This window comes from Agromyces sp. NPDC058104, assembly GCF_042884835.1.
GTDB lineage: Bacteria > Actinomycetota > Actinomycetes > Actinomycetales > Microbacteriaceae > Agromyces.
Genome location: NZ_JBHVTD010000001.1, coordinates 201,418 through 216,625, shown reverse-complemented (window position 1 = coordinate 216,625; position 15,208 = coordinate 201,418). Strand labels below are relative to the sequence as shown.

General features: G+C 69.5%; 15 protein-coding genes. 12 read left to right on the top strand and 3 right to left on the bottom strand.

Annotated elements, in window-relative coordinates; genetic code table 11:
• Positions 1-5: 5 nt before the first annotated feature.
• Positions 6-206 (bottom strand): hypothetical protein, encoded by a 201-nt coding sequence (locus ACFVTH_RS00955; protein WP_386940324.1) that lies wholly within the window; start codon positions 204-206, stop codon positions 6-8.
• Between the two features lie 186 nt (positions 207-392).
• On the opposite strand from ACFVTH_RS00955, the gene ACFVTH_RS00950 reads away from it, so the two are divergent.
• On the top strand, positions 393-896 hold the full coding sequence (locus tag ACFVTH_RS00950) for a hypothetical protein (RefSeq protein WP_387085716.1): 504 nt from the start codon (positions 393-395) through the stop codon (positions 894-896).
• Here the strand turns inward: ACFVTH_RS00950 and ACFVTH_RS00945 are convergent.
• Positions 835-1,599, bottom strand: coding sequence for a CPBP family intramembrane glutamic endopeptidase (locus tag ACFVTH_RS00945; protein ID WP_387085713.1), 765 nt, complete (start codon positions 1,597-1,599; stop codon positions 835-837). The two genes, ACFVTH_RS00950 and ACFVTH_RS00945, sit on opposite strands and share 62 nt — an antisense overlap.
• A 207-nt stretch (positions 1,600-1,806) precedes the next feature.
• Here ACFVTH_RS00945 and ACFVTH_RS00940 point away from each other — a divergent pair, with 207 nt between their 5' ends.
• From ACFVTH_RS00940 to ACFVTH_RS00915, 6 genes are all read left to right on the top strand, one after another.
• Positions 1,807-3,429 (top strand): ABC transporter substrate-binding protein, encoded by a 1,623-nt coding sequence (locus tag ACFVTH_RS00940; RefSeq protein WP_387085710.1) that lies wholly within the window; start codon positions 1,807-1,809, stop codon positions 3,427-3,429.
• 133 nt (positions 3,430-3,562) lie between these two features.
• Positions 3,563-4,489 (top strand): ABC transporter permease, encoded by a 927-nt coding sequence (locus tag ACFVTH_RS00935; RefSeq protein WP_387085707.1) that lies wholly within the window; start codon positions 3,563-3,565, stop codon positions 4,487-4,489.
• Positions 4,482-5,441: an ABC transporter permease gene (locus ACFVTH_RS00930; RefSeq protein ID WP_387085704.1), complete on the top strand. Its 960-nt coding sequence runs from the start codon at positions 4,482-4,484 to the stop codon at positions 5,439-5,441. The genes ACFVTH_RS00935 and ACFVTH_RS00930 overlap by 8 nt, the downstream gene beginning before the upstream one ends.
• On the top strand, positions 5,438-7,156 hold the full coding sequence (locus tag ACFVTH_RS00925; protein WP_387085701.1) for a dipeptide ABC transporter ATP-binding protein: 1,719 nt from the start codon (positions 5,438-5,440) through the stop codon (positions 7,154-7,156). Before ACFVTH_RS00930 ends, ACFVTH_RS00925 begins: the two co-directional genes overlap by 4 nt.
• A gap of 212 nt (positions 7,157-7,368) precedes the next feature.
• Entirely contained in the window at positions 7,369-9,273 is a 1,905-nt protein-coding gene (typA, locus tag ACFVTH_RS00920; protein WP_386940335.1) for a translational GTPase TypA, read from the top strand.
• A gap of 326 nt (positions 9,274-9,599) precedes the next feature.
• Positions 9,600-10,274, top strand: coding sequence for a M23 family metallopeptidase (locus ACFVTH_RS00915; protein ID WP_387085698.1), 675 nt, complete (start codon positions 9,600-9,602; stop codon positions 10,272-10,274).
• Between the two features lie 69 nt (positions 10,275-10,343).
• Here the strand turns inward: ACFVTH_RS00915 and ACFVTH_RS00910 are convergent, their stop codons facing one another.
• Positions 10,344-11,159 carry an enoyl-CoA hydratase/isomerase family protein gene (locus tag ACFVTH_RS00910; RefSeq protein ID WP_387085695.1) on the bottom strand — a complete coding sequence of 272 codons (816 nt, stop codon included), beginning with the start codon at positions 11,157-11,159 and terminating at the stop codon, positions 10,344-10,346.
• Between the two features lie 87 nt (positions 11,160-11,246).
• Here ACFVTH_RS00910 and ACFVTH_RS00905 point away from each other — a divergent pair, with 87 nt between their 5' ends.
• The 5 genes from ACFVTH_RS00905 to ACFVTH_RS00885 all read left to right on the top strand — a co-directional run bounded on the left by ACFVTH_RS00905 (position 11,247) and on the right by ACFVTH_RS00885 (position 15,106).
• Positions 11,247-11,696: a hypothetical protein gene (locus ACFVTH_RS00905; RefSeq protein ID WP_387085692.1), complete on the top strand. Its 450-nt coding sequence runs from the start codon at positions 11,247-11,249 to the stop codon at positions 11,694-11,696.
• Complete coding sequence (locus ACFVTH_RS00900) at positions 11,693-12,121, top strand: hypothetical protein (RefSeq protein ID WP_387085689.1); 429 nt, start codon at positions 11,693-11,695, stop codon at positions 12,119-12,121. The genes ACFVTH_RS00905 and ACFVTH_RS00900 overlap by 4 nt, the downstream gene beginning before the upstream one ends.
• A 38-nt stretch (positions 12,122-12,159) precedes the next feature.
• Positions 12,160-12,501, top strand: a complete 342-nt coding sequence (gene fdxA / locus ACFVTH_RS00895; protein ID WP_386940344.1) for a ferredoxin — start codon at positions 12,160-12,162, stop codon at positions 12,499-12,501.
• Between the two features lie 2 nt (positions 12,502-12,503).
• Positions 12,504-13,619, top strand: coding sequence for a succinyldiaminopimelate transaminase (dapC, locus tag ACFVTH_RS00890; RefSeq protein ID WP_387085686.1), 1,116 nt, complete (start codon positions 12,504-12,506; stop codon positions 13,617-13,619).
• Positions 13,620-13,795: 176 nt separating this feature from the next.
• Positions 13,796-15,106, top strand: coding sequence for a citrate synthase (locus ACFVTH_RS00885; RefSeq protein ID WP_387085683.1), 1,311 nt, complete (start codon positions 13,796-13,798; stop codon positions 15,104-15,106).
• Positions 15,107-15,208: the final 102 nt, after the last annotated feature.

The window sequence follows — 15,208 nt, the reverse complement described above, 5'->3', positions numbered from 1 at the left end:
CACGGTCACGCGGGGCGCGGGGCGGCGGCGTGCCGCCCGCGCTCCGGGTAGTCGCGCCGCGAGGGTGCGACGACGAGGGCGTCGCGCCGTGCGATGACGCGCTCGTGCGCCTCACGGATCTCGGTCTCGACATCGGGCGCCCGGAAGCGGCGGTCGGTGGCGCGGGCGGCGAGGTGGCCGGCGGCGAAGGCAGCGGCGAGGTGCATGGTTCCGTTCCGTCTCTCGATCTCCGGCGGTGCCGGGGCCCCTCAGACGCGAGGGTTCCCCCATGCTCGCGATCGGCACGGAGGGACGGATCAGGGTGGCCACGTGGGGCACCCCCGGGAGTACACTGAGATTCTCTCGGGATCACCGCCCAGGGCCCCGAGGGCATTCGCACGGGGAGGTGCCGCATGCCGAGCATCGACATCATCGCAGGGATCGCGTTCATCGCGACGTTCATCGTCGTGAGCGTCGCCACCGCCGACACCGCGGGACTCGAGCAGCGCCTGCGCCGCCGCGGCAGCGTCGCCGAGTCGGCCGCGGCCATGCGCCACGCGCAGGACGTCATGGACTTCGCCCGCGGCGGCTACCTCGGCGTGGTCTGCACGCCGAGCCGCCGCTCGCTCCACCTCGGCGGCGACCTCGACACCGACGCTCGCTCGTCGATCGCCCCGCCGCCCGCGGCGCTGGCCGAAGCCGAAGCCGTGGCCGTGGCCGACGTGCCGTCCCGCTCCGGACCGAGCGCCCGGCACCTCGCGCCGCGCCGCCGCCGCGTGCGCCGGCGCCTCGCGCGGGGCATCCGCACGCTCTTCGCCCCGGCCGGGCACGCGACCGCGCCGAACGCGCCGGAGCTCAGTCCGCCGGGGGCGCGAAGAGCGCCGGCCACCACACGGCCGCCAGGGGGTAGCCGATGAACGACACCATGTCGAGCACCCAGTGCGCGACGACGAGCGGCATCGTGCGCCCCCAGCGCTGGTAGCACCAGCCGAACACGACGCCCATCAGGGCGTTGCCGACGAACGGCCCGAAGCCCTGGTACAGGTGGTAGGTGCCCCGAAGGAGCGCGCTCGAGACGATCGTCGCCCACGGGCCGACGCCGAGCTCGCGCAGGCGCGTGAAGAGGTATCCGACGACGATGACCTCTTCGACGAGCGCCGCCTTCAGCGCCGCGAGCACGAGGATCGGGATCGTCCACCAGTGCGTGTCGAGCGGTGACGGCACCACCGCGACGGTCACGCCCGCGGCGCGGCCGATCGCGTACAGCGCGAGCCCGGGCACGCCGATGACGGCGACGAGCGCGAGGCCGGATGCCACGTCGCGACCGGGTCTCGTGAAGTCGAGGCCGATGCGTCGGAAAGGACTTCCGCCGGGGCGCCAGAGCAGGTAGAGCACGAGCGCCACGACGAACAGGCCGAAGAACACGTCGAGGAACTGGTAGGTGAGGTCGAGCCACTCGCGGCTCGAGCGCGACTGGTTGATCGCGGCCGACTGCTCGGCCAGCGGGCGGGTGTCGGTGACCCGCGCGATGATCGAGACGATCGAGTAGACGGCCGATGCCCCGAGCGAGAGGCCGAGCACGATGGCGAGCTCGATTCGCAGTCGTCGTGCATCAGGCATGCTGCAATCCTCGCATGCGGGGGTCAGACGCAACGATCGTGCGTCGCCGCGGCGTTCTGTGTCGCTCCCGGTGACGCTAGGTTGCGCATCGGTAACGGTTTCCGTCTCGACTTTGCTTCTCAGGGAACGATTCGTAGTCTTGCACCACGAAGCGCACAGTGCGGTCACGAGCCGCTCTGCCCCCGCGCACATCTCACAGGAGGAACATTGAAGATCAAGAGAATCGGCGTTGCAGCCATTGCTCTTGCTGCAGCCGGCGCACTGGTGCTCACCGGTTGCACGAGCGGCGGCGGAACCGAGGCCACCTCGCCCGCCGGTGACCCGGACGCGATCATCACGACGAACGGCTCCGAGCCGCAGAACCCGCTGATCCCGACCAACACCACCGAGACCGGTGGCGGCAAGATCATCACGTCGCTCTTCGCGGGCCTCGTTTCGTACACCGCCGACGGTGAGATCGAGAACGACGTCGCCGAGTCGATCGAGTCCGACGACTCGCAGCACTGGACGGTCAAGCTGAAGGAAGGCCAGACCTTCACCGACGGCTCCGACGTCACCGCGAACTCGTTCGTCGACGCGTGGAACTACGGCGCGCTCTTCAGCAACGCGCAGGGCTCGTCGTACTTCTTCGACAACATCGAGGGCTTCTCCTACGAGGCCGACTCGGAGCTCACGGGTCTCAAGGTCGTCGACGACCTGACCTTCGAGGTCACCCTCACCGCCCCCGAGGCCGACTGGCCGCTCCGCCTGGGCTACTCGGCCTACTCGCCGCTGCCCGAGGTCGCGTTCGAGGACATGGAGGCCTTCGGCGAGAACCCGATCGGCAACGGCCCGTACATGCTGGCCGAGGAGGGCGCCTGGGTCCACGAGGAGCGCATCGACCTCGTGACCAACCCCGACTACGACGGCGTTCGCAAGCCCGCCAACGGCGGCCTCTCGATCGTCTTCTACGCCTCGCAGGACTCGGCGTACGCCGACGTCCAGGCCGGCAACCTCGACGTGCTCGACGCCGTGCCCGACTCGGCGTTCGAGACCTACGAGGACGAGTTCGGCGACCGTGCGGTCAACCAGCCGGCTGCCATCTTCCAGGGCTTCAACATGCCGTACTACCTCGAGCACTGGAGCGGCGAAGAGGGCAAGCTCCGTCGTGCCGCCATCTCGATGGCGATCAACCGCGACGAGATCACCGACGTGATCTTCCAGGGCACCCGTACCCCGGCGACCGACTACACCTCGCCGGTCATCGCGGGCTGGACCGACCAGCTCGAGGGCGCTGAGGTCCTCGAGTTCAACCCCGAAGAGGCCAAGAAGCTCTGGGCCGAGGCCGACGCGATCGCCCCGTACGGCGACACCGTCTTCGACCTCGCGTACAACGCCGACGGCGGCCACCAGGCCTGGGTCGACGCGGTCGTGAACTCGATCGCCAACACCCTCGGCATCCAGGCCGTGGGCAAGCCCTACCCGACGTTCGCTGCGGCCCTCGACGACCGCACCAACGACAAGCTGACCGGTGGCACGCGCGCCGGCTGGCAGGGCGACTACCCCTCGATGTACAACTTCCTCGCCCCGCTCTACCAGACCGGTGCCGGATCGAACTACGAGGACTACTCCAGCGAAGAGTTCGACAACCTCCTCAAGGAGGGCGCTGTCGCCGCTTCGGTCGAGGACGCGACCGCGATCTACCAGCAGGCTCAGGAAGTCCTGCTGAAGGATCTCCCCGCGATCCCGCTGTGGTACTCGAACGTGACCGGCGTCTCCGCCGACACGGTCGACAACGTGGTGTTCGGCTGGGACTCGGTGCCGCTGTACCACCAGATCACCAAGGGCTGAGACGTCACTCTCGTCTATAATCCCGTTTAGCATGATGTCCGGGGCGACAACGCCCCGGACATCATGCTGATATCCGATCGATTCTGTGATTGCGGCCCAAAATGCTCTCAGCACTACACCCTGAGGAGCGCTGATGCTCTGGTACACCGGAAAGCGCCTCCTCCAAATCATCCCCGTGCTCCTCGGAGCCACCTTCCTCATCTACTTCATGGTCTTCGCCATGCCGGGCGACCCGATCGCGGCGCTCTACGGCGACCGCCCGCCGGCCCCCGGCGTGATCGACCAGATCCGCGAGCAGTACCACCTGAACGATCCGTTCATCGTGCAGTACTTCTACTACCTGATCGGGATCTTCCAGGGCGACTTCGGCGTGACCTACTCGGGTCAGCCGGTCAATGAGGTGCTCGCCCGCACCTTCCCGGTGACGATCCGCCTCGCCCTCCTCGCGATCTTCTTCGAGATGGTCGCCGGCATCACCGTCGGCCTCATCAGCGGCCTGCGCAAGGGCGGCATCTTCGACGCGACCGGCCTCGCGGTCAGCCTCGTGCTGATCTCGCTGCCGATCTTCGTGCTCGGCTTCGTCGCCCAGTACTTCATGGGCATCCAGTGGGGCTGGTTCAGCCCGACCGTCGGAACCGGAGCACCGCTCGAAGACCTGATCCTGCCGGCCATCGTGCTCGCGACGATCAGCTTCGCGCAGATCGTGCGATTGACGCGTTCCTCGGTCATCGAGACCTCCGGCCTCGACTTCGTCCGGACGGCGTACAGCAAGGGGCTCACGCGACGACGCGTCGTCCCCGTGCACATCCTCCGCAACTCGCTGATCCCGGTGGTCACCTACCTCGGCACCGACTTCGGCACGCTGCTCGTGGGCGCGACCGTCACCGAGGGCATCTTCAACGTGCCCGGCGTCGGACGCACCCTCTATCAGGCGGTCATTCGAGGCGAAGGCCCCACGGTCGTGTCCTTCGTGACGATCATGGTGCTGCTGTACCTGATCGTGAACCTCCTGATCGACCTTCTGTACGCCGTGCTCGACCCGAGGATCCGCTATGCCTGACCAGACTCCATCGAAGCCCCGCATCGAGCACTACGTCGCTCCGCTCGAGGAGACGAAGCTCGAAGCCATCGACACGGTCAAGACCGAGGGCAAGCCGTCGAACCTCTGGATCGACGCATGGGCCGACCTCCGTCGTCGCCCGATGTTCTGGATCTCGTCCGCGCTGATCCTGATCATCGTGTTCGTCGCACTGTTCCCGGGCCTGTTCACGAACGAGCCGCCGAACGCGAACTGCCAGCTCGCGAACAGCAACGGCGCACCGGTGCCGGGTCATCCCCTCGGCTTCACCCGTCAGGGCTGCGACGTGTTCTCGCGCATCGTGCACGGCGCCGGCACCTCGCTGTCGGTCGGCATCATCGTGACCATCCTCGTCTTCGCCCTGGGCGTGCTCTTCGGCGCGTTCGCGGGCTACTACGGCGGCTGGACCGACGGCATCCTCTCGCGCCTCGGCGACATCTTCTTCTCGATCCCCTACATCCTCGCCGCCGTCGTCATCATGTCGGTCCTCGCGAACTACCGGAACGTCTGGGTCATCTCCCTGGCGATCGGCATCTTCGCCTGGCCGGCGACAGCGCGAGTGTTGAGATCCGAGATCCTGCGGGTCAAGAACTCCGACTTCGTCACCGCCGCCACGGCGATCGGCGTCTCGCGGTTCAAGATCCTCTGGGCGCACGTCGTGCCGAACTCGATCGCTCCGGTCATCGTGATCGCGACGATCTCGCTCGCCGGTGCGATCGTCGCGGAGGCGACCCTGTCGTTCCTCGGCGTCGGTCTGCCCACGAACATCATGTCGTGGGGCAATGACATCGCCCAGGCGCAGACGACCCTCCGCACCGCTCCGCAGGTGCTGATCTACCCGTCGATCGCGCTTTCCCTGACCGTGTTCTCGTTCATCATGCTCGGTGAAGTCGTGCGAGACGCACTCGACCCGAAGGCGAGGGCACAGCGATGAGCACCCCCCTGCTGCAAGTCAAAGACCTCGAGGTCGCATTCCGTACCCAGACCGGCCTCGTGCAGGCGGTCCGCGGGGTGAGCTTCACGCTCGACCGCGGCTCCAGCCTCGCGATCGTCGGCGAGTCGGGCTCGGGCAAGTCGACGACCGCGCACGCGATCATCAATCTGCTGCCCGGCACCGGTCACATCTCGGGCGGGCAGATCCTGCTCGACGGGCAGGACCTGGCGAAGGCTTCGCAGAAGGAGATGGAGGACATCCGCGGTCGCAAGATCGGCTTCGTCCCCCAGGACCCGATGTCGAACCTCAACCCCGTGTGGTCGATCGGCTTCCAGGTCGAGGAGGCGATCCGTGCGAACGGCATCGCCAGCGGCCGCAAGGAGGTCAAGCAGCGCGCGATCCAGGTCTTGAAGGAGGCCGGCCTGCAGGACGCCGACCGGCGCCTCAAGCAGTTCCCGCACCAGTTCTCGGGCGGCATGCGTCAGCGCGTGCTCATCGGCATGGGCCTCGCGGCCAACCCGCAGCTCCTGATCGCCGACGAGCCGACCTCGGCGCTCGACGTGACGGTGCAGCGGGTCATCCTCGACCACCTCGAGTCGCTCACCCGCGAACTCGGCACGACGCTGCTGTTCATCACGCACGACCTCGGCCTCGCGGCCGAGCGCGCCGAGCAGCTCCTCGTCATGTACAAGGGCCAGGTCGTCGAGTCGGGCCCGTCGGCCCAGATCCTGCAGAACCCGCAGCACCCGTACACGCAGCGCCTCGTCGCCGCGGCCCCGAGCCTCGCCTCGCGCCGCATCCAGGCGACCGGCAGCATCGCGGCGGCGGAGTCCTCGATCGCGGCCGACGCCTCGTCGGCCGCCGGCGAGGCGATCGACCTGCTCGCGACGGCCGAGGCCCGTGCCGAGGCACTCGAGGCCGCGGCCTCGCAGCCCCCGGCGATCGTGGTCGAGAACCTCACCAAGGTCTTCAAGATCCGCGGTTCGGGCGACTTCACCGCGGTCGACGACGTCTCGTTCCAGATCGCGAAGGGCACCACCACGGCGCTCGTCGGCGAGTCGGGCTCGGGCAAGTCGACCGTCGCGAAGATGCTGCTGAAGCTGGAGGACGCGACGAGCGGCAAGATCGTCGTCGGCGGTCACGACCTCGCGAGCGTCAAGGGCAAGGAGCTCTTCGGTCTTCGCAGCCGCATGCAGCCGGTCTTCCAGGACCCGTACGGTTCGCTGAACCCGCTGCGCAACATCGGCAACACGATCGCGGAGCCCCTGACGACGCACAAGGTCGGCACGGCGGCGTCGCGTCGCGAGCGCGTGTTCGAGCTGCTCGACCAGGTGTCGCTCCCGCGCACCCTGGTCAGCCGCTACCCGAACGAGCTCTCGGGCGGCCAGCGCCAGCGCATCGCCATCGCGCGTGCGCTCGCGCTGAAGCCCGAGATCGTCATCCTCGACGAGGCGGTCTCCGCGCTCGACGTGCTCGTGCAGGCGCAGATCCTGCGCCTGCTCGCCGAGCTGCAGGCCGAGCTCAACCTGACGTACCTCTTCATCACCCACGACCTCGCGGTCGTGCGCGTCATCGCCGACAACGTCTGCGTGATGCAGAAGGGTCGCATCGTCGAGGCGGCGTCCACCGACGAGGTGTTCGACAACCCCAAGGAGCAGTACACCCGCGACCTGCTCGCGGCGATCCCGGGCGCGAACATCAAGCTCGGAGCGTAGCTCTCCCGGTCCTGAACGCCCGGCATCCGATCCTCGGATGCCGGGCGTTCGGCATTCACCCGGGTGCGCACGGTAGGATTGCTTGGCGCGAACCGTCGATTCACGGTCGTCCGCGCTCCCACAGACTCCCATCCAGCGCATCCGCGGCGCCCGGCCGAGCCCGTTTCCGGGTGGTCGATCAGACCGGATGCCTCACCGCGAGGAACCCATCCATGGCGAACGCCACCCGTAATTCCCTGCGCAACGTCGCAATCGTCGCGCACGTCGACCACGGCAAGACGACGCTCGTCGACGCGATGCTCAACCAGACGAACTCCTTCGACGCGCACGCGCACATCGAGGAGCGCGCGATGGACTCGAACGAGCTCGAGCGCGAGAAGGGCATCACGATCCTCGCCAAGAACACGGCGATCACCTACAACGGCGTGCATGCGGGCGGAGAGCCCATCACGATCAACGTCATCGACACCCCCGGGCACGCCGACTTCGGCGGCGAGGTCGAGCGGGGCCTGTCGATGGTCGACGGCGTCGTCCTCCTCGTCGACGCGAGCGAGGGCCCGCTGCCGCAGACCCGCTTCGTGCTCCGCAAGGCGCTCGAGGCCCGCATGCCGGTCATCCTCCTCGTGAACAAGACCGACCGCCCCGACGCGCGCATCGACGAGGTCGTCGCCGAGAGCCAGGACCTGCTGCTCGGCCTCGCGTCCGACCTGGCCGACGACGTGCCCGACCTCGACCTCGACGCGATCCTCGACGTGCCGGTGGTCTACGCCTCGGGGCGCAACGGCGCCGCGAGCCACGAGAAGCCCGAGAACGGCGAGCTGCCCGACAACGACGACCTCGAGCCGCTGTTCGAGGCGATCCTCAAGCACATCCCCGCGCCGACCTACGACGACGAGCACCCCCTGCAGGCGCACGTCACCAACCTCGACGCCTCGCCGTTCCTCGGCCGCCTCGCGCTGCTGCGCGTGCACCAGGGCACCATCAAGAAGGGCCAGACCGTGGCGTGGGTGCGTCACGACGGCTCGGTGCAGAACGTGCGCGTGACCGAGCTGTTCCTGACCAAGGCGCTCGACCGCTACCCGGCCGAGAGCGCCGGCCCCGGCGACATCGCCGTGGTCGCGGGCTTCGAGGACATCATGATCGGCGACACCCTCGCCGACCCCGAGGACGTCCGCCCGCTTCCGGTCATCGCGGTCGACGAGCCCGCCATCTCGATGACGATCGGCACGAACACCTCGCCGCTCGTCGGCAAGGTCAAGGGCCACAAGCTCACCGCCCGCATGGTCAAGGACCGCCTCGACCGCGAGCTCGTCGGCAACGTCTCGCTCAAGATCGTCGACATCGGCCGTCCCGACGCGTGGGAGGTGCAGGGCCGCGGCGAGCTCGCGCTCGCCATCCTCGTCGAGCAGATGCGTCGCGAGGGCTACGAGCTCACCGTGGGCAAGCCCCAGGTGGTCACGAAGCAGGTCGACGGCAAGACCCACGAGCCGTACGAGCACCTCACGATCGACGCCCCCGAGGAGTACCTCGGCGCGATCACGCAGCTGCTCGCCGCCCGCAAGGGCCGCATGGACAACATGTCGAACCACGGCACCGGCTGGGTCCGCATGGAGTTCATCGTGCCGAGCCGCGGCCTCATCGGCTTCCGCACCGAGTTCATGACCACGACCCGCGGCACCGGCATCGCGAACGCGATCTCGCACGGCTACGACGCGTGGGCCGGCCAGATCGTCACCCGCAACAACGGCTCGATCGTCGCCGACCGCGCGGGCGTCGTGACGCCGTTCGCGATCATCGCCCTGCAGGAGCGCATGACCTTCTTCGTGAACCCGACCGAGGAGGTCTACGAGGGCATGGTCATCGGCGAGAACTCGCGCGCCGACGACATGGACGTCAACATCACGAAGGAGAAGAAGCTCACGAACATGCGTTCGTCGACCGCCGACACCTTCGAGTCGATGACGCCCTCGCGCCAGCTCTCGCTGGAGGAGTGCCTCGAGTTCGCCCGTGAGGACGAGTGCGTCGAGGTCACCCCGACGGCGGTGCGCATCCGCAAGGTCGAGCTCGACGCCACGGCGCGCGCGCGCATCACCTCGCGCCTGAAGAAGCAGGGCTGACCGGCAGCACCGACGTCCCAGAACGCGGATGCCACGGGGGAGACCCCGTGGCATCCGCGTTTTCGCATTCGACGGAGTGCCCGGCTTCTATGCATGCGTATCGGAGGTTTCTCCCAGAATCGCTGCGTACGGTACATGAGTTCGTCTCGACATCGAGAGAACCTCCCCCGCCACGAAACCGACCCCCTCATACGTAACCTGTGATGACTTCCTTCCCCCAACGCGGCCGCCGCGCGGCCATTCGCACCCCCCTGTCCGCGACGTCCCCGCGCCGCGCGCGCACCCTTCCGCGCTTCAGCCCCCGCCATGCCTTCTCGGTGATCGCCATGGCCTTCACCGGCGGCATGATCGTCGCGACGAGCGTGCCCGCGCTCGCGGTGGCGGCGACCGACGTCGAGCACCGCGCCTCGGTGTACGCCCCCGTCGAGGACACGGTGACCTTCACCCCGCAGACCGTCGAGGTCGGCAGCGAGGCGGTCGAGTCGACCCTCGCGTCCGAGGCCTACGACGTGCACGAGGCGCCGCCGCCCATCGTCTCGCAGGTCGCCAACGTCGGCGCCGTCTCGCTCGTCGAGACCGGCGCCATCGTCTGGCCGGTGCAGAGCCCCGACCGGCGCAGCTCGGGCTTCGGTCCGCGCGACGCCCCCTGCGCGGGATGCTCCACGGTCCACGACGGCGTCGACTTCAACCCGGGCGACGGCACCCCGGTGATGTCGATCGCCGACGGCGTCGTCGTGCTCGCGACCGAGAACGGCGGCGGACTCGGCGTGAACGTCGAGGTCCAGCACAACATCGGCGGCGAGCTCGTCACGAGCTCGTACGCGCACATGCAGTACGGTTCGATCGCGGTCTCCGAGGGTCAGCGCGTCACCGCGGGGCAGCAGCTCGGACGCGTCGGCACCACCGGCCAGTCGACCGGCCCGCACCTCCACCTCGAGATGTTCGGCACCGACGGAGTGCGCTTCGACGGCTTCGCCTGGCTCGCGGCGCGGATCCGCTGAGCCTCGGCCGACGCCTCGTCGAGCCCGTCGAGACCCCGAGGGTCTCGGCGGGCTCGTTCCGTCTCGGGCCTACGCGCCCGTGAAGCGCGGCTCGCGCTTCTCGAGGAATGCCGCGACTCCCTCCCGCATGTCGTCGGTGCGGAACGCGTCGCCGAATCCGGCGATCTCGAGCAGCGTGGCCGTCGCAGTGGGCTGGCCCGTGGCATCCACGAGCACTCGCTTGGCGAGCCCGACGGCAGGCGCGGCGTTCTGCGCGATCAACTCGAGCGTCTCGCGGGCGCCCGCGAAGAGCGCCTCGCGATCGGCGAAGCGGCGGGCGACGAGTCCCGCCGCGACGGCCTCCTCGATGCCGATGCGCCGCCCGGTGTAGATCAGCTCCTTCGCGAGGGCGAGCCCCACGGCGCGCGGCAGCCGCACCGTGCCGCCGAACCCGGGGATGAGGCCGAGCTTCACCTCGGGCTGGCCGAAGGACGAGGCGTCCGTCGCGTAGATGAAGTCGCAGGCGAGCGCGAGCTCGAGGCCGCCGCCGAGCGCGAACCCGTCGACGCACGCGATCACGGGGGAGGGCAGCGACTCGATCATCGCGGCGACGCGGTGACCGGCGTCGGCGGCGTCCTCGCCCTCCGCCGGGGTGTGACCCGCGAGCGCCCGCAGGTCGGCGCCGGCGACGAACGCCCGCCCGCCGGCTCCCGTGAGCAGGACGCCCCGCATGGCGCTGCCCTCGTCGGCGAGCCCGGCGAAGGCGTCGGCGAGGGCGTCGAGCACGGCGGGGGAGAGCGCGTTGAGGGCCGCGGGCCGGTCGATGGTGACGATCGCGAACGGCCCGTCGCGCTCGACGCGCACCTCGGGCTGCTCGGCCGTCGCGGGGCTCGTGCCATCGGTCATCGTCGTCGATCCTCTCCGTCGGGCGGTGTCGGGCTCCACGCTACGGCACCCGTCCAGCCGGCGGCACGCCCCGGTAGACTCGAAGCCATGTCCAGGAGCCTCGTCACCGCACGCCGGGCCGCCGCGGCCGTCGCGATCGCCGCGCTGTCCGCAGCCCTCTTCACCGGCTGCGCCAACCCGCTCGAAGACCTCGTGAACCAGGGCGTCGAGGGCGCCATCGAAGACGCCACCGGCGGCGAGGTCAGCCTCGACGGCGAGGTGCCGAGCGACTTCCCCGCCGAGATCCCCCTCGTCGAGGGCGAGGTCGCACTCGGTGCGGGCACGGGCGGTGCCGACGGCTGGATCGTCATGATCACGTCGACCGCCGCCGACCCGATCGCCGACGCGGTCGCGAAGCTCGAGGGCGCCGGCTTCACGAAGAACACCGAGCTCTCTGGCAGCGGCGCCGACGCGCTCGTGTACTCGAACGGCACCTACCTCGTGCTCCTCGCCGCCGACGGCGAGACGGTCTCCTACACGGTCACGACGGCCCCGTGAGCGCGCACGACGCCGAGACGGGCGACTTCTCGCTCGCGAGCCGCATCGGGGGCTTCGTGATCGCCGCCGTGGTCGGCGTCGTCTACGGCGCGGTGGCGACCATCGGGCACCGGCACGTCCTCCGCATCGGCGAGGTCGCGATCCCATGGGGCCTCCTCGCCGCCCTGGTCGGCGTCGCCGCCCTCCTCCTCGGCATCCGCCTACTGACGCACGGCCGCGCGATCGCGGCGGCCGCGGCGGCCGGCCTCGTCGTCACCGTCGCCGTCCTCACGCTTCCGGGCCCGGGCGGCTCGGTGCTCGTCGCCGGCGATCTCGCCGGCACGGTCTGGGCGGTCGCCCCGGCGCTCATCGCCGTGCTCGTCGTCGCCTGGCCCCGGCTGCCGTCGCGCTCGCGCACGCGCGCGGGCACCGACGCGCACGCATAGACTGAAGTCCCCGCCTCTCCGAAGGAGCACGAACCACCGTGACCTATGTCATCGCCCTCCCGTGCGTCGATGTGAAGGACCGCGCCTGCATCGACGAGTGCCCGGTCGACTGCATCTACGAGGGCGAGCGCTCGCTGTACATCCACCCCGACGAGTGCGTCGACTGCGGGGCGTGCGAGCCGGTCTGCCCTGTCGAGGCGATCTACTACGAAGACGACCTGCCCGACGAGTGGGCCGACTACTACAAGGCGAACGTCGAGTTCTTCGAGATCTCGACGCCCGCGGTCGAGCCCGTCGGCTCGCCCGGCGGCGCGGCCAAGGTCGGGGTCATCGCGATGGACCACCCGATCATCGCCGCCCTCCCGCCGCAGGGCCACTGACCGTGGCGGGGCGCGAGCTGCCCGACTACCCGTGGGACCTCATGGTCCCGTACCGGGAGCGCGCCGCGGCGCATCCCGATGGCGCCGTCGACCTGTCGATCGGCTCGCCCGTCGACGAGACGCCCGCCGTCGTGCGCGAGGCGCTCGCCGCCGCGAGCGACGCCCACGCCTATCCGCAGACGGTGGGAACCGACGAGCTGCGCGACGAGATCGTCGCCTGGTTCGCGCGGCGGCGCGGCGTGACCGGGCTCGGCCGCGAGAACGTGCTGCCGACGGTCGGCTCGAAGGAGCTGGTCGCACTGCTCCCGTTCCTGCTGGGGCTCGGCGAGGGTGACGTCGTCGTGCACCCGAAGGCGGCCTACCCGAGCTACGAGATGGGTGCGGTGCTCGCCGGCGCCACCGCGATGGCGAGCGACGATCCCGCCGAGTGGCCCGCGGAGACGAGGCTCGTGTGGCTGAACAGCCCCGGCAACCCCGACGGCCGCGTGCTGTCGATCGACGAGCTCCGGGCGGCGCGCGAGCGCGCCCTCGAACTCGATGCGGTCATCGTCGGCGACGAGTGCTACGCCGAGCTCGGCTGGAGCGGCGAGTGGGCCGACACCCCGGTGCCGAGCCTGCTCGATCCCCGGGTCGTGGGCGACAGCCGGCGCAACACGCTCGTCGCCTACTCGCTTTCGAAGCAGTCGAACATGGCGGGGTACCGCACCGCGTTCCTCGCGGGCTGCCGCACCGTGGTCGGCCGGCTCACGAACGTGCGCAAGCACGCCGGGCTCATGCTCGCCCAGCCGCTCCAGCAGGCGATGATCGCCGCCCTGCGCGACGACGCCCACGTCGCCGAGCAGAAGGCCCGCTATCGAGCCCGCCGCGAGCTGCTGCTGCCGGCGCTCGAGGCCGCGGGGTTCTGCATCGACCGCAGCGAGGCCGGTCTCTACCTCTGGGCGAGCGAGGGGCGCGACGCCTGGGAGTCGATCGGCCGCCTGGCCGAGCTCGGCATCATCGGCGGCCCCGGTCACTTCTACGGCGTCCACTACCCCGAGCACGTGCGGCTCTCGCTCACCGCGAGCGACGAACGCATCGCGGCGGCGGCCAAGCGCCTGCGCGCGGCGGCCGCCGCGTAGCATCCGGCCTGCTGCGGTGATGCCACTGTGACGACCAGCCAATGTATACAAGGTTCTCTTGGTGGATGCGACAGTGTGCCCCGAGCACGTCTAGGCTGTAGGTCGGGCCGCAGCCGACCCTACGCCGACGGCCCTGAAAGCAGGTGACCGCGCAAGTGACGATCACAGGAGGCGCCGTGAGCGACGTCGTGAACCCCGCGGCGGGGCAGAACCCCGAGACCGCAACCCTCAGCTTCCCCGGCGGGACGGCTGAGTTCCCGGTCCGACGCGCCGTCGAGGGCAATTCCAGCCTCGACCTCTCGACGCTGACCCGGCAGACGGGCCTCACCGGCCTCGACTACGGGTTCGTCAACACCGCATCGACGCGGTCGGCGATCACCTACATCGACGGTGAGCAGGGCATCCTCCGCTACCGCGGCTACCCCATCGAGGAGCTCGCCGAGCACTCGACCTTCCTCGAGGTCGCCTGGCTGCTCATCTATGGCGAACTGCCGAGCGCCGACCAGCTCGCCGAGTTCGACGAGAAGGTGCGCCGCCACACGCTGCTGCACGAAGACCTCAAGCGGTTCTTCTCGGCGCTGCCGCACACGGCGCACCCGATGTCGGTGCTCTCGAGCGCGGTCGCAGCCCTGTCGACGTACTACGAGGACTCCTCCGACCCGCACGACCCCGACCACGTCGAGCTGACGACACTGCGCCTGCTCGCGAAGCTGCCGGTCATCGCCGCGTACGCGCACAAGAAGAGCCTCGGGCAGGCGTTCCTCTACCCCGACAACTCGCTCGACTTCGTGCCGAACTTCCTGCGCCTGAACTTCGGCAACATGGCCGAGCCGTACCACATCGACCCGACGCTGGCGAAGGCGCTCGACCGGCTGCTGATCCTCCACGAGGATCACGAGCAGAACGCGTCGACCTCGACCGTGCGGCTCGTCGGCTCGACCGGCGCCAACCTCTACTCGTCGATCTCCGCCGGCATCCAGGCGCTCTCGGGCCCGCTGCACGGCGGCGCGAACGAGGCCGTGCTGCAGATGCTCGCCCGCATCCAGGAGTCGGGCGAGGGCGTCGGCCGCTTCGTCGAGCGCGTGAAGAACAAGGAGGACGGGGTGAAGCTCATGGGCTTCGGGCACCGCGTCTACAAGAACTACGACCCGCGCGCGAAGATCGTGAAGCAGTCGGCCGACGCGGTGCTCGAGAGCCTCGGCGTCAACGACCCGCTGCTCGACATCGCGAAGGAGCTCGAGCAGTTCGCCCTCCAGGACGACTACTTCAAGGAGCGTCGCCTCTACCCGAACGTCGACTTCTACACCGGCGTCATCTACAAGGCGATGGGCTTCCCGACGCGCATGTTCACCGTGCTCTTCGCGATCGGCCGACTGCCCGGCTGGATCGCGCACTGGCGCGAGATGAACCTCGACCCGCAGACGAAGATCGGCCGCCCGCAGCAGCTCTACACGGGCGAGCCCGAGCGGCACTACCCCGGCGTCTGAGTTCGGCCCGAGCCGGGCGACCGAACGCGGAACGGCCCCGATTCCCTCGGAATCGGGGCCGTTCCGCGTCTGCGGGCGCGTCTGCGGGCGCGCCTGCGGGCG